We start from the raw sequence: 22,348 nt of genomic DNA on the forward strand, positions 1-22,348 counted from the left end.
ATGACTACAGCTCTGCAAGAGCAGAATGCACAGTCTTCGGCAGTCGCCGGTCGTGTCGTGCGCGTCATCGGTCCGGTTGTGGACGTGGAGTTCCCACGTGAGGCACTGCCGGCCCTGTACAACGCACTGCACGTCGACATCAAGCTCGAAGCTGTTGCAAAGACCGTCACCCTCGAGGTCGCTCAGCACCTCGGTGACAACCTTGTCCGTACCGTGTCTATGGCACCGACCGACGGCCTCGTCCGCGGTGCCGAGGTCATCGACTCCGGAAAGCCAATTTCCGTGCCGGTCGGCGACGTCGTCAAGGGCCACGTCTTCAACGCCCTCGGTGATTGCCTCGATGAGCCGGGTCTCGGCCGCGATGGCGAGCAGTGGGGAATCCACCGCGAGCCGCCAGCGTTCGACCAGCTCGAGGGTAAGACCGAGATTCTGGAGACCGGCATTAAGGTCATCGACCTGCTGACCCCGTACGTCAAGGGCGGCAAGATCGGCCTGTTCGGCGGTGCAGGTGTGGGTAAGACCGTTCTGATTCAGGAGATGATTACCCGTATCGCCCGCGAGTTCTCCGGTACCTCCGTCTTCGCCGGCGTCGGCGAGCGTACCCGTGAGGGCACCGACCTCTTCCTGGAAATGGAAGAAATGGGCGTGCTGCAAGATACCGCCCTTGTCTTCGGCCAGATGGATGAGCCGCCAGGAGTCCGTATGCGTGTGGCTCTGTCCGGCCTGACCATGGCGGAGTACTTCCGCGATGTGCAGAACCAGGACGTGCTGCTGTTCATTGACAACATCTTCCGTTTCACCCAGGCCGGCTCTGAGGTTTCGACCCTGCTGGGTCGTATGCCTTCCGCCGTGGGCTACCAGCCGACCTTGGCTGATGAGATGGGTGTTTTGCAGGAGCGCATTACCTCGACCAAGGGCCGTTCCATTACGTCCCTGCAGGCCGTTTACGTTCCTGCCGATGACTACACCGACCCGGCTCCGGCTACGACGTTCGCTCACTTGGACGCCACCACCGAGCTGGACCGTGCTATTGCCTCCAAGGGTATTTACCCGGCAGTGAACCCGCTGACTTCTACCTCTCGTATTCTCGAGCCAGGTATCGTCGGCGAGAAGCACTACGAGGTTGCACAGCGCGTCATCGGTATTCTGCAGAAGAACAAGGAACTCCAGGACATCATCGCCATCCTTGGTATGGACGAGCTGTCTGAGGAAGACAAGGTCACCGTTCAGCGTGCCCGTCGTATCGAGCGCTTCTTGGGCCAGAACTTCTTCGTTGCGCAGAAGTTCACCGGCCTGCCGGGCTCCTACGTACCGCTGTCCGAGACCATCGACGCCTTCGAGCGCATCTGCGATGGCGAGTTTGACCACTACCCAGAGCAGGCTTTCAACGGCTTGGGCGGCCTTGACGACGTCGAGGCTGCATACAAGAAGTTGAACGAGAAGTAGGGAGAGGCACATGGCTGACATCACCGCCGAATTGGTTTCCGTCGAGCGCCTGCTGTGGTCTGGACAGGCCTCCATGGTCACGGCTGAGACCACCGAGGGTGAGATCGGCGTGCTTCCCGGTCACGAGCCAATGATCGGTCAGTTGATCGATAATGGCGTGGTGACCATCCACCCAGTGGACGGCGAGCGCCGCGTCGCCGCCGTGCAGGGTGGTTTCCTCTCCGTTACCCAGGACAAGATCACCGTCCTCGCTGATTGGGCCATCTGGTCCGATGAGGTGGATGAGGAGAAGGCTCAGAAGGACTTTGCTTCTGAGCACGAGCTCGCCAAGTCCCGTGGCGAGGCCGCACAGCGTGCTGTCCGCCGCGCCAAGGCTTAGTACCTTGGATTGATAGGAGAGGGCAGCAATAGCCGCCCTTCCTGCTCTCTAAAGGCGCCCCGGTTTAAACCGGGGCGCCTTTTTGCGTTTTCTTTGCCTTTTCTTATTGGCGTATAGGTCCTGCCAAGCGCTACAATTCAAGAATCAGTTTCTCCACAAAGCGAGGATGGCGTGAAGGCCCATGAATTCAACGGTGGTTACAGTGCTTCTGTGGGCCCTTGGCGTGGCCCTATTGCTGGTTATTTTTCTGGCTGCGCTTCGCTTTTTTACCGTGCGTGCCCGCGGCACTGCCGTCTTGCTACGCCGAGTACCCGCTAGAAATTCCCTTTCTTGGCGCCATGGTTCGCTGCGTTATGAAGGCGAATTTGTGGAGTATTTCAAGCTCCGCTCCGTTTCTCCGCGCTGCGATCTGCGTATCAACCGCCTCGACATCGAAGTAGTAAGCACCCGCTCGCTCGATGATGCCGAGGCTTCTTTTATGTCTGCCGCCACCGAGGTTGTGCGCTTTCGGGTCAAGGGCCGGGAATATGAGTTGGCATCTGATGCCCACGGCATTATGGCCTTCGGGGCGTGGGTAGAGGCCGCACCATCCAAACGTCAGCAGCGCTTCGACTTCCGGCAACTTCGCCAGCGCGCTACCCGTCAATCCAAGCGATAAGGTTACCCGCTAGGGTAGAGGGCATGCGTTTAGTAATCGCCCGATGCTCCGTAGATTACGTGGGCCGTTTGGATGCCCACCTTCCCATGGCAGACCGTCTACTCATCGTCAAGGCTGACGGCTCTGTATCCGTGCATGCTGACGACCGCGCGTATAAGCCGCTTAATTGGATGACCCCTCCGTGCACGTTAAAAGAATCCGCCATTGAGGACCTAGACGGTGACGATACCGGCGAGGTTTTGTGGTTGGTGGAAAATCCTAAAGGCGAGCAGTTGCGCATTACAATTGCTGAGATCCATGAGGAAATCTCCTATGACATGGGTGAAGACCCAGGCCTAGTCAAAGACGGCGTGGAGGCTCACTTACAAGAGCTTTTGGCAGACCAGATCGATACCTTGGGTGATAGCTATACGCTGGTACGCCGCGAATACCCAACGGCGATAGGCCCGGTAGACATTATGGCGAAAGATGAAAACAACAATAATGTTGCCATCGAGGTGAAGCGCCGTGGTGGGATTGATGGCGTGGAGCAGCTGACGAGGTATCTGGAGTTGCTTAACCGTGATGAGCTTCTGGCCCCAGTATCTGGTGTATTCGCGGCCCAGGAAATCAAACCGCAGGCCCGCACGCTAGCAGAGGACCGAGGCATTCGGTGCGTCGTACTGGACTATCAGGAACTCCGCGGACTTGAGTCTAACGAATTGCGATTGTTCTAATGCCACGGCGGAATAGACGCAAACCGCTCGAGCTTCGATCCTTGCCTAAAGATGGGTCGACTTTTCTCGGCTCGCAGACGGTCGAGGGGCCTAGCTGGACGCACGGTGAACCCTATGTTATGCGGCATATCGGTTCTGCGCGTGCCCAAAAGTACTATGTGTGCCCAGGGTGTAATCAAAATATTCCTCCCGGGGTGGCTCATATCGTCGCGTGGCCGCGCGACGTGGGCCGCCAGGGAGACGATCGTCGGCACTGGCACCGCCACTGCTGGGAGCGTAGGTAGACTAGCGGGCATGATTGTTGCATTCTCTGTAGCCCCCGCAGTAGTCAATAATGACTCCCAAGAAATGGCTGACGCCGTCGCTGAGGCCGTGCGCGTAGTCCGCGAATCTGGCCTTCCTAACGAGACCAATGCCATGTTCACCCTGCTTGAAGGCGAGTGGGACGAGGTCTTTGGAACTATTAAGAAGGCCACTGACGCGGTGCGTGCGGTATCCCCGCGCACATCTTTGGTGGTCAAGGCTGATATTCGCGAGGGCGTAACCAATCAACTGACTGACAAGGTAGATGCGGTTAACCGCCGCCTTGCAAAGGAGGACTAGATGACTTCAGCAAATAACGCTTATGTAGGAGGCGCGCTCGACCTCAGCCAAGTAAAGGCGCGGGCCGAGGCACGGCAGAAGGCGCAGGAATCTCCGCAGACCACTGCTGGCGGGATCCAGCCCTTCTTCACTGTGACGGAAGCTAACTTCGACCAGGACGTGGTGCGCCGTTCTACGGAAGTTCCGGTGATTGTACTCATTGGCACCGCCCGTTCCACGCAGTCGGAGCAGCTAAAGACCGATCTGCAAGGTTTGGCAGCGCAAGGAAACCGCAGCTTCCTAGTTGCCTACGTGGATGCAGATGCTACCCCACAGGTTGCGCAGGCCTTTGGCGTGAAGAACCTCCCCACTGTGGTGGCCCTGGGCGCTGGGCAGCCGCTGACGAATTTCGAGGGTGCACAACCACTAGATGCGCTAAAACAATGGGTAGATGCCCTGGTGCAGAATGTTGGCCCACAGTTGAAGGGCCTACAGAGCGATGCGGGAGAGCCCCAGACCCAAGAGGAAGAAGAGGATCCGCGTCTCCAAGAAGCAGAGGGCTTCTTAAATGCTGGCGACTTTGATGGTGCTCTTAAGGTCTATAACTCCATCTTGGAGGCTGAGCCCGAAAACGTGCAGATTAAGCAGGCCCGCGATACAACCGTACTGCTCAAGCGCCTTGATCCTGCCAACCAGACTGAGGATCCGATTGCGGCTGCGGAAGGGGACAAGGGGGACGTCGATAAGCAGATGCGTGCTGCCGACGCCGAAGTGGTTGCCGGCGCCCCAGAAAAGGCCTTTGATCGCCTCATCGAGACGATGAAGGCAACGGCCGGTGATGAGAAAGCTCGCGTGCGCGAGCGCTTGCTGGAGCTTTTCGGGCTCTTTGAGGGCAATGATCCGCGTGTGATGGAAGCTCGAACCAAGCTGGCGAGTGCCCTGTACTAGCTTGGGTAGGATGGGAAAGCATGACTTCAGTGCTTTTCCTGTGCAATACAAATCGCGGCAAGTCGCAGATGGCTGCGGCGCTTGCCGCCAAGCATGCGCCTGAGTGGGATATTTACTCGGCTGGGGTGCAAACTACCCCGGAGCATACCCAGCAGGGCATCAATCAAGAGGCCAAAGCTTCCCTCGCGAAGGTGGGGGCAGAAATGACTGGTACTCCTGCTCTAGTGGATCCCCACCTTGCTGCCGCTGTCGACCACGTCATCGTGGTAGGTGATGCGGAATATGACGGGCCAGCGCAGAGGTGGGCCATCGAGGATCCTTCGCTGCGTGGTCTGGAGGGTGAAGAGCGCATGGATGCGCTTCGCGATGATATCGAAGCGCGCGTGGTGGAGTTCCTACGCACGCAGCGATAGGCGTTTTATTGCTCCAGTACGTACCACTGCACCGAGTTGGCCGGTAGGTGAAGCGTGGCGGAATTATCCGCCACGTGAATATGCTGAGGAAGCGGGTTCCCAGCGCCCTCATAAACGGCATCATCGGTGTTAAGTACCATTTTCCAAGCACCATCACGTGGAACCCAGAGGCCGTAGTCGGGAATGGAAGAACCCGAAAGGTTGCACACGGCGAGCAAGGCAGAGCCGTCTGCGCCATAGCGGACGTAACCCAGCACGTTATTGTTCGAGTCATCGGCCTTGACCCATTGAAAGCCGTCTTGGCTGAAATCCTGGCTCCACAAAGCTGGAGTGTCGCGGTAGATGAGGTTGATATCGCGCACGAGGCGCTTAATGCCCCGGTGCCACTCATTGCCCCAACCATCGAGGTTGCCCCAATCCACGGAATGCTCCTCGGACCACTCGGTGGTTTGTCCAAATTCCTGGCCCATGAAGAGCAGATTCTTGCCAGGGTGGGAGAACATGTAGCCATACAAAGCGCGCAATCCGGCGGCCTTATTCCAGTCGTCGCCAGGCATGCGCTGCCACAGTGAACCCTTGCCGTGGACTACTTCGTCGTGGCTAAACGGCAACACGTAGCGCTCAGAATAGGCATACACCATGGAGAAGGTGAGCTCGCCATGATGATAGGAGCGGTGGATAGGCTCGTGCTTGAAGTACTCCAGGGTGTCATTCATCCATCCCATATTCCACTTCAGGGAAAAGCCCAGCCCGTTCTCGGAAGTAGGAGCGGTAACGCCCGGCCAGGAGGTGGATTCCTCGGCGATGGTGAGTACGCCAGGATGGGTGCGGTTGAGGGTGGCATTGGTTTCCTGCAGGAATTGGACTGCTTCTAAATTCTCGCGCCCGCCAAACTGATTGGGTAGCCATTCATCGCGGGAGTAGTCCAGGTAAAGCATGGAAGCGACGGCGTCTACGCGCAGGCCGTCAATGTGGAATTCTTCAGCCCAATACAGGGCGTTGGCTACGAGGAAATTGCGCACCTCATTGCGGCCAAAGTCAAAAACATAGGTACCCCAGTCGGCTTGCTCGCCGCGGCGGGGATCGGGGTGCTCATAAAGCGCTTGACCATCGAAGCGGCCTAAGGCCCAGTCATCTTTGGGGAAGTGGGCTGGCACCCAGTCCACGATGATCCCGATGCCGTTTTCATGCAGTGCATTGACTAATGCGCGGAACTCATCCGGCGAGCCCCACCGCGCTGAAGGCGAGTAATAGCCAGAGACTTGGTAGCCCCAAGAGCCGCCGAAGGGGTGCTCGGCCACGGGCAAGAGCTCGACGTGGGTAAAGCCATGCTCCTTGAGATAAGGGATGAGCTCCTCGCGAAGTCGGTTATAATTCGTCCCGACCTTCCACGAGCCAACGTGGACCTCATAGATGCTCATCGGGACATCTAGGTTGCCGGTGCGCTTGTCCATCCACGCGGAATCAGACCAGCCGAAGCTGGTGGAATCCACGATCGAGTCAGTTTCCGGCGGGCAGGCGGTGCGCTTGGCCAATGGGTCGGCCTTGTCTTTGCGGCCTTCCTGGCTAAAGATGGCGAACTTATAGTGCTCGCCAGCACCGATGCCTGGGACAAAGACCTCCCATACGCCGGTAGAACCGAGCGAACGCATGGGGTACTGGGTAGGATTCCAGCCGCAGAAATCGCCCACGACGGCAACACCTTGGGCATTGGGGGCCCATACGGCAAAGGACACACCGCTTACGGGGCCCATCTCTGTGTCATAAGAGCGTAGGTTGGCGCCGAGGACATCCCAAAGGCGCTCGTGGCGACCTTCGCCGATAAGGTGCAGATCTAGAGAGCCGATGGTGGGCAGGAAATGATATCCGTCTGCCACGGTGCGGGTAGGGGCGCCGGGGTAGGAGATTTCGAGGCGGTAGTCGCAGTTCTCGCCTACTTCCGCTTCCCAGATATCGTCGCCCACCAAATTCATAGACAAGGATTGTGTGGGGGTATGAAGTTGTACCGCGGTGGCGCCAGGCTGGCGGGTACGGACGGTACCTTCATGCCAGCCGTAGAATCCGTGTGGGTCATGGTGGCGGCAGTCATTGAGACGAGCGAGGTCAGCGGCCGGGATGTTCATATAATCAGGGTACCTAGATTGGGTGCGTTCCGGTGGACAAATGTTTACGGGCGATAGTCGGTGACCTCGCGCCAGGTGAGCTGCTCCTGAAGGGCATGGTCGGCAGGGGGAAGGACGAAGACATGGGCGACGTCGCGAAGCGGCTCTAAGCGCACAAAATTGCGCTCGGACCAGTGATAGGCAGAGCCGGTAATCGTGTCTTGGACGGAATAGGACTCGCCGGGATGGCGGCCGATAGCGCGCATATCTACCGTAACGGTCGCTTCTTGCGCATTGCGCGGATCCAGGTTGACCACGACGAGAACCACATTGCCGGTGGCTGGATCGGCCTTGGAATAGGCAATGATGGCGTCATTGTCGGTGTCATGGAAGCGGAGGGTACGCAGTTGTTGCAATGCGGGGTTATCGCGGCGAATCTGATTGAGCAGCCGGATATAGGACTCTAAAGAGTCTCCTGACGCAACCGCAGCAGCAAAGTCGCGTGGCCGCAGTTCGTACTTCTCCGAGTCGAGGTATTCCTCGGACCCTGGGGCTACCGGGGTGTGCTCATAGAGCTCAAAACCGGAGTACACGCCCCATAGCGGAGACATGGTGGCAGCGAGGACAGCGCGTATGGCGAACATGGCGCGCCCCCCGGTTTGTAAAGATTCATGCAGGATATCCGGGGTATTGACAAAAAGATTAGGCCGGCAAATATCCGCCTGCTCTACGTGCATCTGGCCAAATTGGGTGAGCTCATGCTTCGTGGTCTGCCAAGTGAAGTAGGTATAGGACTGGGAAAACCCTGCTTTTGCTAGCCCGAAAAGGCGAGGGGCGCGGGTAAAGGCCTCTGCCAAGAAGATGACGTCTGGGTGGGTGGCGTGTACGCGGGTAATCAGCCAATCCCAGAAGTTGGCGGGCTTGGTGTGTGGGTTATCTACGCGGAAAGTGCTCACTCCGGCTTCGACCCAAATCATGAGCGTTTCATAGATTTCGTGATAGATGGCATCCTGCGCGTTATCGAAGTTGAGTGGATAGATATCCTGATACTTCTTCGGTGGGTTCTCAGCGTAGGCGATGGTGCCATCTGGAAGGACAGTGAAAAATTCTGGGTGGCTGGTGGCCCACGGGTGATCGGGCGATGCCTGCAGCGCGAAATCAAGCGCTACTTCCAGGCCAAGTTCCTGGGCGCGAGAGACCAGCTTCTTGAAGTCTTCTATTGTGCCCAATTCGGGGTGGGTGGTGGAGTGGTCCTGGATGGCCCACGGACTTCCCACATCACCGGGCTCAGCAACGACCGAGTTATTTTTTCCCTTCCGATGCACCTTGCCAATGGGATGAATGGGGGGAAAATACACCGTATCGAAGCCCATATCGGCCACGCGCTCTAGTGCTTGGGCAGTAGTGTCGAAGGTGCCGTGCACAGGATTTCCCTCTTTGTCCCAGTCACCCGTGGAACGGGGGAAGAGCTCATACCACGAGTTATAAAGCGCGGCCGGGCGCTCCACGTAGACCTCGTGAATGGCGCCTTCTACTAGGAGATCACGCAGGGGATGGGAGTGCAGGATGTCTGCGGCCTCGTCCGAGAGCGCCACCTGCACGCGCTTATCGACGTCCAAAGACTCATCCTCCAAGTCCCGTGCAGCAGCAAAGAGGGGCGCCACAATATCCGAGGGGGTTTGCAAGGCCGCCCGAGAAAATAGATCCGCACCATGCTGGAGGTCATTGGCCAACTCGGCAGCGGATTGCCCAGCCGCCATCTTTTTAGTAACCGCGTTCTTCCACGTAGCAATGGGATCGGACCAGGCATCGACGCGGAAGTACCAGGTGCCTTGGGTACCTGGGGTAAAGACGCCGTGCACTCGATCTTGGTCTTTGGGGTCTACCTGCATGGTGACAGAGGACGTAGCCGTGGACCGCGCCGCCCAGGCAGACAAAGTGGCTGAGACCGCGTCGTGGCCTTCGCGCCAGACCAGTGCGGTGACGGGAATTACCTCGCCCACAACGGCTTTAGAAGCTACAGAACCGGCGGAGATAAGCGGGCGGACATCGTCAATACCAAGGCGAGTAGTCATGCCCATAAGACTAATGCAGCTGTGTCAATTTCACCGGGCAAAGAATAAATCAGTCACAATGGAGGGCGTGAACGACGTAACTCCTACAGATCAAGATTGGCTCGTAGATTTTCGCGGCGTCGAGTTGCGCCGCGGCGGCAAGACCCTCGTTGGTCCTGTGGACTGGCAGGTGGAACTCGATGAGCGCTGGGTAATTATTGGCCCCAATGGCGCGGGTAAGACCTCGCTAGTGCGCATGGCCGCGGCCGAAGAATTCCCTTCAAAGGGCACCGCCTTTTTGATGGGGGAGCAGATCGGCAAAACTGATATGCGCGATCTGCGCGCGCTCATCGGCATCTCCTCCGCTGCAGTGCAATCGCGAATCCCCGAAAATGAGCGCGTGGACGATCTCGTCGTCTCCGCAGGCTATGCAGTGCTGGGCCGCTGGCGGGAGGAATATCAGGACATGGACTTCTCCCGCGCTGATGAGATTTTGGCCCAGGTAGGTGCAACCCACCTGAAAGAGCGCACCTGGGGAACATTATCAGAGGGCGAAAAGAAGCGCGTCGTCCTCGCCCGCGCACTCATGACTAACCCAGAGCTGCTCATCCTAGACGAGCCTTCCGCCGGAATGGACCTGGGAGGCCGCGAAGACCTGGTGGGATACCTCGGCGATCTAGCCATGGATCCAGATGCCCCAGCCATCATCATGATCACCCACCACGTGGAGGAGATCCCATACGGATTTACCCACGCCATGCTGCTGGATGAGGGTAAGGTAGTGGCAAAAGGTCTGATTAATTCAGTCCTCACCTCAGAAAACCTGACTCGCGCCTTCCACCAGCCCATTCAGGTGGACCGCATTGGACAGCGATACTTCGCCCGCCGAGCTTCTCTATGACCAACCCTTTTCATGACCGTATCGATGCCGTTGACGCCAGCGATACCACCGGCTTTAACGGTGGGCGCTTGGCGGCAACCGTCCTGCTTCTACGGGACGGCACCGACGGTCTTGAAGTGTGGGTACAAGAGCGCGTGCACACCATGCACAATTACCCGGGGCATTCGGTCTTTCCCGGCGGCGGCGTAGACCCACGCGACTTTCCGCCGCGTTCCTGGGACTCGGGCGAACTATGGGCCGGAAAATCCGTCATCTCCATGGCCCGACGGATGGGCGTAACAAAGTACAAAGCCCACGCGCTAGTATTCGCCGCTGCCCGGGAGCTCTTTGAGGAAGCCGGCACCCTCTTTGCCATCCGCGAAGACGGAATTGTCTCCAATGCACGGCGGTATCACAAGGAGCGAAAACTACTCGAGAGCCACACCATTTCCTTTACCGAATTCCTCAGCAATAACGGCATGCGTGTCGACGCCGATATGCTCCTTCCCTGGGCCCGGTGGGTAGGAAAGGGAAAAAGCCACTGGTTCGACACTTTCTTTTTCGTCGGGGTGCTGCCTTCTGGCCAAGAACCCGATGGGGATACCGACGAGGCGGACGATGCCGGATGGTTTTCTCCCCAGCTCATCTTGGACGGCTGGCGCGCCGGGCTGGTGCGCCTAGTCATTCCTACTTGGGCGCAGATGCAAAGGCTGAGCAGATACTCCTCGGTTCAAGAAGTCCTCGATGATGCGTCCTTTTCTGACCTGCGCCCTGTTATCGGGGATCCGCGCGAGGACCCTCGTTACCGCGAATTCTTTTCCACCACCCCTTTAGACCGCATATGAGTTATACCCCCGCAGAAGTCAGCTTCTTGATTGAGCACCACGAGGAAATTGCTCACCTCGATCTCGCCTTGACCAAGGCTTCTCGGCTTAAAGACACCGAAGTCTTGAAAGAGAAGTTCGGCGACTATGGACGCGCAGTCATGGAACTGGTGACCGCACGTAGTTCGGGCAAGCTTCCCAGTGATTGGCTGATGGACGCCGACTCAGCCCAACAAGCTACCCCCGTCGAGGTTGCGGCATACCGGGCGGAGTTTCTTGCAGAGCAGGGGGTGGGCAGCGTCCACGACATCACCTGCTCCATCGGTACGGAAGGTCTAAATTCTCCGCTCGACTACTTTGGCTCAGACTTGGACGAGTCGCGCGTGAGAATGGCGAGGCACAATCTTTCTTCGACCAAGATCTTTCGCGCTGATGCGCTCACCACTACAACGACTGCCGATGTCCTCCTTGCAGATCCCGCCCGTCGCGCCGGAGGTAGAAGAATCACCCGGCCGGAGGATCTCGTGCCACCGCTTCCAGAGGTCGTCGACAAGCATCGAGACAAGGAATTGGCCATTAAGTGTGCACCCGGCCTTGATTTCAGCGAATGGAACGGCCTTGTTACCGTCGCAAGCGTCGACGGCGGAGTAAAAGAAGCCTGCCTTTATACCCCAGGCCTAGGAACCGGCCGAAGGGCAGTAATGATTCGTGGACACAAGCTAGACGTCCTCGATGATCAAGAAACAAACCTGCCCGAGGCCGGAGACATTGGTAGCTACCTCATTGACCCGGACGGTGCCATTGTGCGCTCCGGCTTGGTGCGGCATTACGCGGCACGGGAAGGGCTGCACCAAATCGATGAGCGCATCGCGTACCTGACAGGGGAGAGGATTCCGGAGGGAGCCTCGGGATTTCCATTCATAGAAAAAGTACCCCTAAAGAGATTAAAATCCGTACTTAAATCCTATGACGCGGGGAGCTTGGAAATCCTCGTGCGCGGGGTAGAAGTGGACCCTGACCAGCTGCGGAAGAAGATGAAGCTCAAGGGGAAGAAGCCTTTTGCGGTAATCATTACGCGAATTGGCGCACAAGGAATCGCCTTGCTGTGCAAACCCCGAGTATCATCGTCCGAGGATAATTACGCAACATAAATATATCGGAAAGGTGAGTGCCCAATGCCAACTATCGTGGCTCTGGTCAAACACGTGCCGGATACGTGGTCTACCAAGTCTTTGGAAGATGACCACACCCTGGATCGCACCTCCGTGGATAACGTCATTGATGAGGTTAATGAGTATTCCGTGGAACAAGCCCTGCGCCTGCGCGACGACAACCCGGATGCGGGTTATAAGGTAGTAGCGCTGACCATGGGGCCGGCCCAGGCAGACGAAGCATTGCGCAAGGCACTGGCTATGGGTGCCGATGACGCGGTGCTTGTCTCCGATGATTCGCTGGCGGGAGCGGATGCGCTGTCGACCGCATGGACTCTTAACGCTGCGCTGAACAAGCTTGACGACGTCCAATTGATCACCGCTGGCACCGAGGCCTCCGATGCCTCGACCGGCCTACTTACTGGATTGCTCGCCGAATACCGCCAGCTGCCTGCCCTTACCGGGCTGCACAAGGTAGAGCTGGCGGGCGGCACGCTGCGTGGCACGCGAGATGATGCGCGTGGCACCTGGGAACTAGAAGCGCCGCTGCCTGCAATTGTTTCTGTGAACGATAAGAGCGACAAGCCGCGCTTCCCTAACTTCAAGGGATTGATGGCCGCTAAGAAGGCGGAAATCACTACTTTCTCCTTAGCTGATTTGGGAATTGAGGCAATTGCGCCCACTACCTCCGTTTCGGCCGCCGAAAAGCGCCCACCGCGCACCGCTGGCGAGGTTATTTCTGAGCCCAACCCGCAAGACGCAGCGAAGAAGATCGCTGACTTCCTAGCCGCAAAGAACTTGATTTAGGAGTCGATATGTCTCACGTTTACGTATTAGTTGAGCACGATGCGGAAAAAGTCCTTCCCGTTACCGGAGAACTGATTACGGCCGCGCGCGAATTGGGTACGGTGTCTGCAGTGGTCGTCGGCAAGCAGGCAGATAAGTTCGATGCTGACCTTGCCGCCCTTGGCGCCGCGCAGGTGGTCCAAGCAACGGCCGAAGACTATGACCAGCGCCTCCTGATTCCAGAAGTCGATGCCTTGCATGCTCTCGGCGCCGCGAACCCCGCACCTATCGTGCTGGCCGCAACTCCCGCCAATAACGAGATTGCCGGCCGCCTAGCTGCCCGCCTCGCTTCCGGCGCACTGGTCAATGTCAGCGGCATCGCCGCTGATGGTTCCGCCCAGATGACCATTTTTGGTGGCTCCTATGAGACTACCTCTACCGCTACCGGCCAGTGCCCGATCTATACGCTGCGCCCAGGCGCGGTAGAGGCCGCACCACAGCAGGTGGAAGCGCAACCAGCCCCGATGCCGTTGCCGGCCGCTACTGGCAAAGATGTCAAGGTAACTTCCTTTACCCCTGCCCAGAAATCTGCACGTCCGGAAATTACCGAAGCCAAGGTGGTCGTCGCTGGCGGCCGGGGCGTGGGTGATGAATTTGGTGATGTTGTCGAGCCGCTTGCCGACGCCCTCGGCGCCGCAGTCGGCGCTACCCGCGATGCGGTAGACGAAGGCTTCTATGACGCTGCCTATCAGATCGGCCAGACTGGCGTTACCGTTTCGCCTGAACTCTATATCGGTTTGGGCATCTCCGGCGCTATCCAACACACCTCCGGCATGCAGACCTCTGGCACTATTGTGGTGGTCAACCAGGACCAGGATGAGCCATTTTTCCAGATCGCTGACCTTGGCGTTGTGGGTGACCTCCATGAAATCGCCCCGGCCTTGACCGAGGAACTGAAGGCACGCAAATAATGCCGCATTATTTTGACTACGCTGCTACCCAGCCGATGCGCCAGAGCGCGATTGACGCGTGGGTAGCTGCGGCTGGCTCCCTGAACTCCGGCGCGCAGTATGGTTCCGGCCGCAAGGCTCGGTCTGTGCTCGATGATGCCCGCGAGAAGGTTGCTTCACTCCTCGGCTGCGAGCCAATCGAGGTGATTTTCACTTCTTCTGGCACAGAGGCAGACAATATCGCCATTCAGGGACTTTATGCGGCCGGTAAAACAAACCGCATAGTTTCCACCGATATTGAGCATCCCGCCGTGCGCGATACCGTGGCTAAGCTGCACAATTCGGGTGCTGCCGTCGAGATTCTTCCTGTCGATCGCTCCGGACACATAGCAGACCTGTCGGCTCTAGACACGCTTGCCGACGTCGCTACCTGCATGTGGGCCAATAACGAAACCGGCGCCATTCAACCCATCGAAGATATTGCCGCCCGAGCCAGCGCAGTGGGTACACCGGTACACGTTGATGCCGTGCAAGCGGTAGGAAAGGTTCCCATCGACTTTTCCCACCTAGGGATCACCAGCCTTGCAGCTAGCGCCCACAAGTTCGGCGGTCCCCGCGGCATTGGCCTACTTCTAGCCAAGCGGAGTCCCTCACCCCAACCCATTGCCTATGGCGGTGGGCAGGAGCGCGGAATTCGTCCTGGAACTGTCGACGTCGCTGGTGCTTCCGGTCTAGCTGCGGCTTTGGAGGAATCCGTCGCGGAAATTTCTACTCAAGGTGAGCGGATTTCCGCGCTTCGCAATAAGCTCCGCGATGGAATTCTCGCCACCATTGACAATGCAGTCATCAATTCCACTGAACCGTGTTTGCCTTCTCACTTGCACGTCTCTTTCCCTGGTGCAGATGGCGATAGCCTCATCATGCTGCTAGATTCCCTGCAGATTGAGGCCTCAACCGGCAGCGCCTGTAGCGCAGGTGTAAACCGCATGTCTCACGTTCTGGAAGCGATGGGAGTAAGCGAGGCTGAAGGAATCGGTTCCTTGCGCTTTACGCTAGGCCGGCTTACTTCGGAAGAAGATGTCGATTACGTGTTGGCTCATCTTCCCGAGGTAATCTCCCGAGCCCGATCCGTCTAGCTTTCATTCCTTTCCTTCGCCGCTGCCCGTCGGGCGGCGATAGCTTGGCCCACCGTTAGCGCCCAGTTCTTGTTCTTGGGTGCTAGCGGTCCTTGGGGCTCGTCATATTCCCAGCGCCCATCATCAAACAGCCACACAATGTCCCCAGTGTGCGGATCCATGATATAAAAAGCACCGCCGTCAGTCTTGACGTTATGGTGGTGCTGGCATAGTGAAGCCAAATTGCTCCCTGCAGTTTTCCCTCCCCGAGCATGGTCAATGCGGTGGTCTTTCTGGCAGCTTTCCGCAGGGCGGTAGCACCCCGGCCAGCGGCACACCCCATCGCGGCCTTCCACATAGGCGCCTATGAGCGGGGGAGTAACGTAGCTTTCGCTTTCCATTTCTTTGGCTAAGTCCATGTCTCGCGTCTGAGCGGGGCGCAGGTTATCCGCGGTCTCTGGGCTTACCCATCCGAATCCCCGGATAAACGCGGGTGCAGACTCCTGATCATGGGCGCGATACATATGCAGAACTACCTTAGTCCGAGACTCAATTTCACCCAGAATCAATTTGGCCAGTGCTTCTGCCTTGGAAAGGCCATGTTCCTCGGCGGCTTTGCTGATGTGTTCGTCGATAGCTATAAGGGTAGTTTCGTCAAATTCAACTGCTAGCCCGGCTTTGCCACCGAAGCTGGAGTAGGTGAAATAGGAGTTATTCTTCGTGGGAGCCTCTTTATTTTCTTCGGTGGATGGGTTTTCAATAGCAATGAGGCCATTGAGTTTTCGCCGTAAATTCGTGTTGGAGGGCAGTACCTGTCCCGGCTTCGAGGGGGTCAAATAACGAGATAGTTCTTGGTCTATCCTCTCGAGGGTTTCCGCAGGGACATCACCGAGCTTGCTAAGTACGGCGTCGATAGTAATGAGGCGAGAGAAATCCAGGAAGTAGTAGGTTTCCTGCAGGGTCATTGTTAGAGGTAACTCAGCCAGCCGGTAGAGCGCCATGGTTATATCGCGCGTGCGCCGCTCACTCAATCCCGTACGGGTGGCAAGGGTATGGCAAGAAATGTCGAAATCGTCTTCTAAGTCTGGTTTGGCATCTTTCCAGAAAAGGTAATCTTGCTTTCTGATTTCGGTAGCTTTAACTGCTAATGGATCTTTAGGATCATTGACTATGTAATAGGCTTCCAAAATTATTTCCCCCGAATATTAGAACTGCTGAACTAATCTTCACGGTGTCTATCTTACGCTGTGGGTGCGCCCGCCACAAGAGGGGGCAAAAATATGTTCTAAATGGTGAAATTGCCTACGGTGACAGAAATAGAAGAAAAGAAAATTATCTCAAGTGGTGCGTGTTAAAGATGTTGATAGAGTGAAACCATTGTTAGACTCACGCGCATGACTTCAAAGAAGGCACTCCGAAAGAGTATTACTGCGGTAGTTACCGTGGCTGCACTAGCTATTAGTGGTACCGCTGTTGCCCGGGCGGTGAGCTTTGGCGCCCCTAAGGGCGTGGACGTTGCGGCACACCAGCACCCGGGCGGCACGCCCATCGATTGGTCTAAGGTACGTACTGACGGTCAGTCTTTTGCATTTGTAAAAGCAACTGAGGGTGGGGATTGGGTAAATCCGCACTACGTCGAAGATGTTCAGGCCGCCCACGCTGCCGGCCTTAAGACAGGCGCATATCACTACGCTCGTCCATCGACTGACGCCAAAACGCAAGCGGCGAACTTTGCCGCGCAGATTGCGCTGGCGCCAGATCAGACATTGCCTCCCGCACTCGATATCGAGGTGGATGAAGGTAAATCCGCGGCCCAGTTGGAGCAGTGGATCGAAGAATTTACCAGTGAGCTCAAGCGCCTTACCGGCCGCACTCCCATGATCTACACCTACAAGTACTTCTGGATGGGGCAGATGAATAACTCCCAGAAGTTCTCGGATATGCCGTTGTGGCTTGCGGCCTATCAGGATCAGGCGCCCGAGGCCGTGGGTGGCTGGAAGAAGCTATCCTTCTGGCAGCGTTCTGGCTCCGGCAAAGTGGCAGGAATTCCTACCGACGTTGATATGAACCTTTTTAATGGTTCCAAGCAGCAGCTGCAGTCCTTTAGCGATGGAAATTATGTGGATGTCGGCGGCGCGCTCGAACAGCTCGTGGTGGGCGATGGCGTTGACCTAAGCTCGGACAGCACGCCGCTTATCGGCGCTATCCTAGCCCTCGCAGCAGGACTGATTGCGATACCACAGCTTGTCGACGCCGCCGAAAAGTCCGGCCTTGACCCCCAAGCAGCGCAAGGCCTAGCAGGCTTCGTGAAGACCTTGCAGGACAAGGATGCCCTCCCAGTAGAAGATCTGGGTGATATGGCAAAGGGGAACTTCTCTGTCAGTGACCTAGCAATCCTGTTGGACAATGCCGGTCACGTGAACAACGTTAAGTCTGGCAATGTCTCCGAGTCCGAAGTTTCGGAGGCTAAGAACGCGGCCAAGAAGGCTGGCGCTGATGTTCCCGATTTCGATGCGGGCCAAGTAGCCACGCTACTTAATCGCGTGCTGCAGTAGCACCAGCGAAAAACGCGCGGGTCCACGCCTCGTCCTTGTAGTGGGCAGGCACCGCCCCGCCAAGGAGTGCCTTAGCCAGCTGAGCGGCTTCAATGGAGCCCTCGGCTGGCATTTCTGTATCCGAGGCTATAAGGATGATGTTTCCGTAGCGCCGGCCTTTAAGCATTGGTGGGTCCGCGATGACCGCGAGGTGGTCAAAAACCTTGCTTAGTCCGGCCAGTTCGCTTTTTGCTAGCTGCAGATCAGAATGGTCTCCGCAATTGGCAATATAGAGTCCACCTGGCTCTAGTGCCTGCTTTGCAGCCTGGAAGAACTCCACGGTGGTGAGGCTAGCCGGAGTCTTATCGCCAGCAAATACATCACGGATGATGATGTCACGGCTGGCGGGCAGGAACCCCTCGGTTTCTTTGCGTGCTTCGCCGGCGCGGATCTTCACGGTAGGGGAACGGGGGACGTCGAAAAGTGTACGCACCAATTCCCCCAGTTTGGCGTCGAGTTCGACCACCGTGTGGCGGCTACCCGGGAGCTTGCTGGCAAAATAGCGTGGAAGGGAGCAGCCTGCGCCACCTAGGTGGGTGACACGCAGCTTATTCGCTGGCCGAGTATTGAGGCGTTCGACGGCAGCTGTAATCCAGCGCATGTATTCGAACTCCAATTCTTCTGGCTCGCCCAGCACGATGTGGCTACTCGGCACGCCGTTAACGTTGAGGATATAGGCTCCATCGCGGAACTCATCCGCCACAACCTCGGCTGTTCCGGTCGAGATTTCGTAGGTGCCGGTGATTCCTTGTTCGGTGGAGGCTCGCTTTCTTCCCATGTGACACAAGCTTAGGGAATGGATTCGATTTAAACCGCGTTGGGGCTAGGGAGTAGACTTTCGGGCCTGTAGTCAAGGTGAATTGGGGAGCAAGATGCGAGTATTGGTTGCCATGTCCGGCGGCGTGGACTCATCTGTTGCCGCCGCCCGGGCGGTAGAAGCTGGCCATGAGGTGATTGGCGTTCACCTCGCCCTGCACAAGGACGCGCAGCAAACCAGAGAGAAAGCGCGCGGTTGCTGCTCGCTAGAGGATTCCGCTGATGCTCGCCGCATCTGCGATAAGTTGGGCATCCCCTTCTATGTGTGGGATTTTTCGGAGGAATTTAAAGAAGAAGTCATCACGGACTTCGTGGATTCCTATGCTCGCGGCGAGACACCTAATCCTTGCTTGCGCTGTAACGAGAAGATTAAGTTCCGAGCACTGCTACAAAAGGGCATGGCGCTCGGCTTCGATGCTGTGGCGACAGGTCACTATGCCACCATTGACGAAAACGGCTACATGCGCCGTTCTTTGGATGAGAATAAGGACCAGTCTTATGTCTTGGGCGTCATCTCGGCCGAAGAGCTGGAGCACTGCTTTTTCCCCATTGGCGATACTCCTAAGCCGCAGATCCGTGAAGAGGCCGCGGCGTATGGCTTTTCCACCGCGAAGAAGCCGGATTCCTATGATATTTGCTTCATTCCCGACGGCAACACTCAGGCATTTTTGGGCGCTCGCATCGGGCTTCGCCCTGGCCTGATCGTGGATCAGGAGGGCACGGAGCTTAAAGAGCACGATGGTGCATGGAACTACACCATCGGTCAGCGAAAGGGCCTAGACATCAAGGCGCCGGCTGCCGACGGCCGTCCCCGCTACGTCACCGATATTGATGCTGCTACCGGCACGGTTACCGTCGGCGCCCGCGAGGACTTGGCCGTGACCTCGATTCACGCTGATCGCCTAAAGTACCTCCACCCAGGCATGGATGGGGACTTCGAGTGTGAGGTTCAGGTGCGTGCGCATGGTTCCGTGGTGCCTTGTGTCGCGCACGTCGACCGCGAGGCGGATGAGATGCGCCTTGAGCTCAAGGAGCCGCTTTCCGGCGTGGCTCGTGGCCAGGCGGCGGTGCTGTATTTGCCTTCGCCGGATGAGCTGGGAGATATCGTTATCGGCTCTGGCACCATTTGCGGGACGGCCTAGATGACCGGCTTTGCACTTGGCCCCATGCCCGGCACTTCCGTAGCGGAGGCGGCGGACATCATAATCAGTGAGACTGACCTGCCCGCTATCCCGCAGCTTCCTGATAGGGGACTCGGCTCCGATGCGGTTGGGCGTACGGCCAGCATGCTCGAGGCCATCAATATCGATCGTGGTCCGCGGTCGTGGCGCATGACTGCGCGTCCGCAGCTTTTGACGCGGCGCACCTGGGATCGCTTAGAACGCGACCTCGATGAGGTTCAGGGGGTCTGGGGCGAGACGGTTTCCCACATTAAGGTGCAAGCCTTGGGGCCCTGGTCTTTGGCGGCGAGCATCGAGCTCTCCGATGGCCACCGCGTGTTCACTGACTCTAGCGCTTTCGCAGAGCTTTCCGACGCCCTCTTACACGGCCTCCACACCCATGCCCACGATGTGGCACGCCGTTTCCACGGCGAGGTGCACGTACAACTCGATGAACCGCTACTGGCAGATATCATTGCTGGCCGGATTCCCGGGACTACTGATTTCGACTCGATACCAGCGGTCCCAGAGGAAGTCGTCCTAGAAAGCCTTTTAGCGTTTGAGGCCGACTATGTGCATGCTGCGCCTATTTGGTCGGTGGCGCGCGCAGCGAAGACTTTTTTGGTTGATTCGCGCTTTCGCCAGCAGCTTTCCACCCCACAGCACTATGACGGATTGGGCGAGCACCTCAGTGCGGGCTACCGCATCGGCTTGGGCATTCCCGGCAAAGATGCGAGGGAGGAAGCAATCGCCCTAGCTTCCCACCTTGATCGCATAGGTATGCCGCGCGAGCTATTGGTCGACCACTTCGATGTTTTCCCCAGTGCGGCTTCGGCTAGTTCGCTTCGTTCTGTCACTGAGACCGCCGACATCCTCGTCCGGGACGCCGGCGATCTTTAATCGACACGCCCGCGGCTATCCGTGGCGGTGAAGTATTCGCCCATATAAGGGATGACGTAGCGCAGTTTGCCGTGTGCGGTGGGTTCGATCAGGTCGGCGTCGATAAGCCGCTGGCGAGTGGCGGACAAGGATCGTACAGTGCGGTCCATGTGTCCTGCTATGTCGGCGATGGTGGCCACGCCGTCTAGCTCCACTGCGGCCATTGCTTCCAAAAACTCCCGCTGTGCCGGTGGCAAGGTCAACGTCGCAGGCTGGTGCACCTGCGCGCCCATAATTGAAATCGCATCTGCAGCTATCGAGGCAATCGTCTCCTGAGAAATGCCACTTTCTTGGTTCTGGCGACTGCGCTCCCATGCCAGCGAGCCAACCAATTGCACGAGGTACGGGTAGCCGCGGGTAAGCGCCGCGGCGTCCCTAGTCGCCTCGGGGCTAAACTCTAACCCCGAGCCAGACGCTGTGTGCTCTAGAGCCTGCTGCGAATTGGCCGGAGACAGCGGTCCTAAGACGAACTTCTGGGCCCTGCGCAGAAACGTTACTCCAGGAAGATCTAATAAGTGGTTGACCCCTTGGGGAAGGCCGGCGGCTACCAAAGCGATATCAATTTCATCGCGCACTAGGTCTTGGTAGGCCACGGCGATGGTGGTGAGCTCTTCGACATCGGCGTCTTGCACCTCGTCGATGGTAAGCAGGATTCCGGTGCCTTTTAGCTCTGCGGAAAGCTCACGCAGGCGAGTATTCAGCGTGGGGGTGAAGCGATCTTCCTTTTGATGATCAAAGCCGATTGACCCTACGCCGCCGATGCCGATGCGGCTGACCTTCTTCTTGTCGCTCGGAGAGAGTTGTTCAAGCAGCCTGGGGATGGTGGTATTGACCAGTTCCTCGACCATGGTGGAGCGCCCTGAGGCGCGTAGCGTTACCCACCCTCGGGCCTCGGCGATGTCCTCCAACTCGTTGATGAGAACAGTCTTGCCGATGCCCCTTGCACCGCTGAGCACCATGGAGCGGGAAGCATTGCCTGCCGAGCCATCGAGCGCAGTGCGGAAGCTATCGAGCACGATACCGCGCCCGACCCAGAACAGGGGAGGAGCACCGAATGTAGGGCGGAACGGATTTTCCATATGGCTAGTGTAACCCTTGTTATCGGAGATTTGGGAGACTTTTAGCCGTACTTGGAGATTTAGGAGAATTGGGAGACTTTATCCGATGAGGGGCCATGCAGTCGAGACATCCGAGGCATCGCGGCCCTTGCCCTCTAGGTATTTCTTAAATGCAGTCCGATCCTCGTACCACTTGACCGCCTGGAATTCCATGAGCTCGTTTTCATCCATCTGCGCCAAGTTGGGGTAGTGCTGGCGTACCTGTTTCCAAGCGACGCGGGCGGCTGCGAGGGCGTCGGCAGTAGCTTCGTGGGCGTTGCCCAACTCGACGCCGTAGTGCTCGCACACTGCGCCAAGGGTGCGCTTGCCCTTGCGCCATTTATCGCTGACGCGGTCGATTACATAGGGGTCATAGACCGGGCCAGTGACCGTGAAATCGCCGGTGAGGCTCCGCAGCACGGTGAGATCAAAAGCAGCGTTGTAGACAATGAGCGTTAGACCATCCTCCCAGGCGGCCTTGATGGCCGCGACCGTATCTTTCAGAACCTCTTCGTGCGGTCGGCCCTCGGCGCGGGCTTTTTCGGTAGTGATGCCATGCACGTTGGTCGCTTCCTCCGGGATCTCGATTCCGGGATCGGCGAGGTGCTCCACCTTTTGTACATCGCGGCCATCAATGCGGACTAAGGCAGAGGTGACGATGCGGGCTTCTTTGGGATTGGCCGAGGTGGTCTCAAGGTCGAAGGCGAGCATGCGGGAGGCGTCGAAAGTCATGATCAA

General features: G+C 57.7%; 23 protein-coding genes. 17 read left to right on the top strand and 6 right to left on the bottom strand.

Translation table 11 applies throughout. From position 1 onward, the window contains the following. The 8 genes from atpD (at position 1) to ACLI1M_RS04995 (ending at position 5,142) form a co-directional block, all read left to right on the top strand. Complete coding sequence (gene atpD, locus ACLI1M_RS04960; RefSeq protein ID WP_049361377.1) at positions 1-1,446, top strand: F0F1 ATP synthase subunit beta; 1,446 nt, start codon at positions 1-3, stop codon at positions 1,444-1,446. Positions 1,447-1,456: 10 nt separating this feature from the next. Continuing rightward, on the top strand, positions 1,457-1,825 hold the full coding sequence (locus tag ACLI1M_RS04965; RefSeq protein ID WP_086588747.1) for a F0F1 ATP synthase subunit epsilon: 369 nt from the start codon (positions 1,457-1,459) through the stop codon (positions 1,823-1,825). Between the two features lie 181 nt (positions 1,826-2,006). Continuing rightward, positions 2,007-2,483 carry a DUF2550 domain-containing protein gene (locus tag ACLI1M_RS04970; protein WP_023021746.1) on the top strand — a complete coding sequence of 159 codons (477 nt, stop codon included), beginning with the start codon at positions 2,007-2,009 and terminating at the stop codon, positions 2,481-2,483. A 23-nt stretch (positions 2,484-2,506) separates the two neighbouring features. Further along, entirely contained in the window at positions 2,507-3,199 is a 693-nt protein-coding gene (gene nucS, locus ACLI1M_RS04975) for an endonuclease NucS (RefSeq protein ID WP_049361374.1), read from the top strand. Then, positions 3,199-3,483, top strand: coding sequence for a hypothetical protein (locus ACLI1M_RS04980; RefSeq protein ID WP_080971253.1), 285 nt, complete (start codon positions 3,199-3,201; stop codon positions 3,481-3,483). Before nucS ends, ACLI1M_RS04980 begins: the two co-directional genes overlap by 1 nt. 10 nt (positions 3,484-3,493) lie before the next feature. Beyond that, a complete protein-coding gene (locus tag ACLI1M_RS04985) occupies positions 3,494-3,802 on the top strand; it encodes an MTH1187 family thiamine-binding protein (RefSeq protein WP_034656448.1) in 309 nt (102 codons plus the stop codon). Continuing rightward, positions 3,803-4,729, top strand: a complete 927-nt coding sequence (locus tag ACLI1M_RS04990; RefSeq protein WP_086588750.1) for a tetratricopeptide repeat protein — start codon at positions 3,803-3,805, stop codon at positions 4,727-4,729. Between the two features lie 20 nt (positions 4,730-4,749). Then, positions 4,750-5,142, top strand: a complete 393-nt coding sequence (locus ACLI1M_RS04995) for a low molecular weight phosphatase family protein (protein ID WP_200287685.1) — start codon at positions 4,750-4,752, stop codon at positions 5,140-5,142. A gap of 5 nt (positions 5,143-5,147) precedes the next feature. On the opposite strand, the gene glgB is transcribed toward ACLI1M_RS04995, so the two are convergent. Then, a complete protein-coding gene (glgB, locus tag ACLI1M_RS05000; protein ID WP_248098911.1) occupies positions 5,148-7,265 on the bottom strand; it encodes a 1,4-alpha-glucan branching protein GlgB in 2,118 nt (705 codons plus the stop codon). Positions 7,266-7,309: 44 nt separating this feature from the next. Then, positions 7,310-9,319, bottom strand: coding sequence for a maltotransferase domain-containing protein (locus ACLI1M_RS05005; protein WP_034656479.1), 2,010 nt, complete (start codon positions 9,317-9,319; stop codon positions 7,310-7,312). Between the two features lie 58 nt (positions 9,320-9,377). On the opposite strand from ACLI1M_RS05005, the gene ACLI1M_RS05010 reads away from it, so the two are divergent. Genes ACLI1M_RS05010 through ACLI1M_RS05035 form a run of 6 tightly spaced genes read left to right on the top strand, consistent with a single transcriptional unit; the run spans position 9,378 to position 15,025 of the window. Further along, positions 9,378-10,199, top strand: a complete 822-nt coding sequence (locus ACLI1M_RS05010) for an ABC transporter ATP-binding protein (RefSeq protein ID WP_023021739.1) — start codon at positions 9,378-9,380, stop codon at positions 10,197-10,199. After that, complete coding sequence (locus ACLI1M_RS05015; RefSeq protein WP_049361369.1) at positions 10,196-11,023, top strand: NUDIX hydrolase; 828 nt, start codon at positions 10,196-10,198, stop codon at positions 11,021-11,023. The genes ACLI1M_RS05010 and ACLI1M_RS05015 overlap by 4 nt, the downstream gene beginning before the upstream one ends. Further along, complete coding sequence (locus ACLI1M_RS05020; RefSeq protein WP_248098910.1) at positions 11,020-12,153, top strand: THUMP-like domain-containing protein; 1,134 nt, start codon at positions 11,020-11,022, stop codon at positions 12,151-12,153. Before ACLI1M_RS05015 ends, ACLI1M_RS05020 begins: the two co-directional genes overlap by 4 nt. A gap of 24 nt (positions 12,154-12,177) precedes the next feature. Further along, positions 12,178-12,960: an electron transfer flavoprotein subunit beta/FixA family protein gene (locus ACLI1M_RS05025; RefSeq protein ID WP_023021736.1), complete on the top strand. Its 783-nt coding sequence runs from the start codon at positions 12,178-12,180 to the stop codon at positions 12,958-12,960. Positions 12,961-12,968: 8 nt separating this feature from the next. Next, on the top strand, positions 12,969-13,910 hold the full coding sequence (locus tag ACLI1M_RS05030; protein WP_200287681.1) for an electron transfer flavoprotein subunit alpha/FixB family protein: 942 nt from the start codon (positions 12,969-12,971) through the stop codon (positions 13,908-13,910). Beyond that, positions 13,910-15,025 (top strand): cysteine desulfurase family protein, encoded by a 1,116-nt coding sequence (locus ACLI1M_RS05035; RefSeq protein ID WP_200287680.1) that lies wholly within the window; start codon positions 13,910-13,912, stop codon positions 15,023-15,025. Before ACLI1M_RS05030 ends, ACLI1M_RS05035 begins: the two co-directional genes overlap by 1 nt. Here the strand turns inward: ACLI1M_RS05035 and ACLI1M_RS05040 are convergent. Continuing rightward, on the bottom strand, positions 15,022-15,969 hold the full coding sequence (locus ACLI1M_RS05040) for an HNH endonuclease signature motif containing protein (RefSeq protein WP_234288103.1): 948 nt from the start codon (positions 15,967-15,969) through the stop codon (positions 15,022-15,024). The two genes, ACLI1M_RS05035 and ACLI1M_RS05040, sit on opposite strands and share 4 nt — an antisense overlap. A gap of 429 nt (positions 15,970-16,398) precedes the next feature. Here ACLI1M_RS05040 and ACLI1M_RS05045 point away from each other — a divergent pair, with 429 nt between their 5' ends. Then, on the top strand, positions 16,399-17,559 hold the full coding sequence (locus tag ACLI1M_RS05045) for a glycoside hydrolase family 25 protein (RefSeq protein ID WP_317001779.1): 1,161 nt from the start codon (positions 16,399-16,401) through the stop codon (positions 17,557-17,559). Here the strand turns inward: ACLI1M_RS05045 and ACLI1M_RS05050 are convergent. Next, positions 17,540-18,376: a spermidine synthase gene (locus ACLI1M_RS05050; protein WP_248098909.1), complete on the bottom strand. Its 837-nt coding sequence runs from the start codon at positions 18,374-18,376 to the stop codon at positions 17,540-17,542. The two genes, ACLI1M_RS05045 and ACLI1M_RS05050, sit on opposite strands and share 20 nt — an antisense overlap. A 94-nt stretch (positions 18,377-18,470) precedes the next feature. Between ACLI1M_RS05050 and mnmA the strand changes: the two genes are divergently transcribed. Further along, positions 18,471-19,556 (top strand): tRNA 2-thiouridine(34) synthase MnmA, encoded by a 1,086-nt coding sequence (gene mnmA, locus ACLI1M_RS05055; protein ID WP_200287676.1) that lies wholly within the window; start codon positions 18,471-18,473, stop codon positions 19,554-19,556. A 24-nt stretch (positions 19,557-19,580) separates the two neighbouring features. Further along, positions 19,581-20,474: a methionine synthase gene (locus ACLI1M_RS05060; RefSeq protein ID WP_234288102.1), complete on the top strand. Its 894-nt coding sequence runs from the start codon at positions 19,581-19,583 to the stop codon at positions 20,472-20,474. On the opposite strand, the gene ACLI1M_RS05065 is transcribed toward ACLI1M_RS05060, so the two are convergent. Continuing rightward, positions 20,471-21,592: an ATP-binding protein gene (locus ACLI1M_RS05065; RefSeq protein ID WP_200287672.1), complete on the bottom strand. Its 1,122-nt coding sequence runs from the start codon at positions 21,590-21,592 to the stop codon at positions 20,471-20,473. The genes ACLI1M_RS05060 and ACLI1M_RS05065 overlap by 4 nt on opposite strands. A 78-nt stretch (positions 21,593-21,670) precedes the next feature. Beyond that, the gene (locus ACLI1M_RS05070) at positions 21,671-22,342 is read right to left on the bottom strand and encodes a 3'-5' exonuclease (RefSeq protein ID WP_200287671.1); all 672 of its coding nucleotides are present in this window, start codon (positions 22,340-22,342) and stop codon (positions 21,671-21,673) included. Positions 22,343-22,348: the final 6 nt, after the last annotated feature.

The sequence above is a fragment of the Corynebacterium sp. LaCa54 genome (assembly GCF_046717495.1).
GTDB classification, from domain to species: Bacteria; Actinomycetota; Actinomycetes; order Mycobacteriales; family Mycobacteriaceae; genus Corynebacterium; species Corynebacterium kefirresidentii.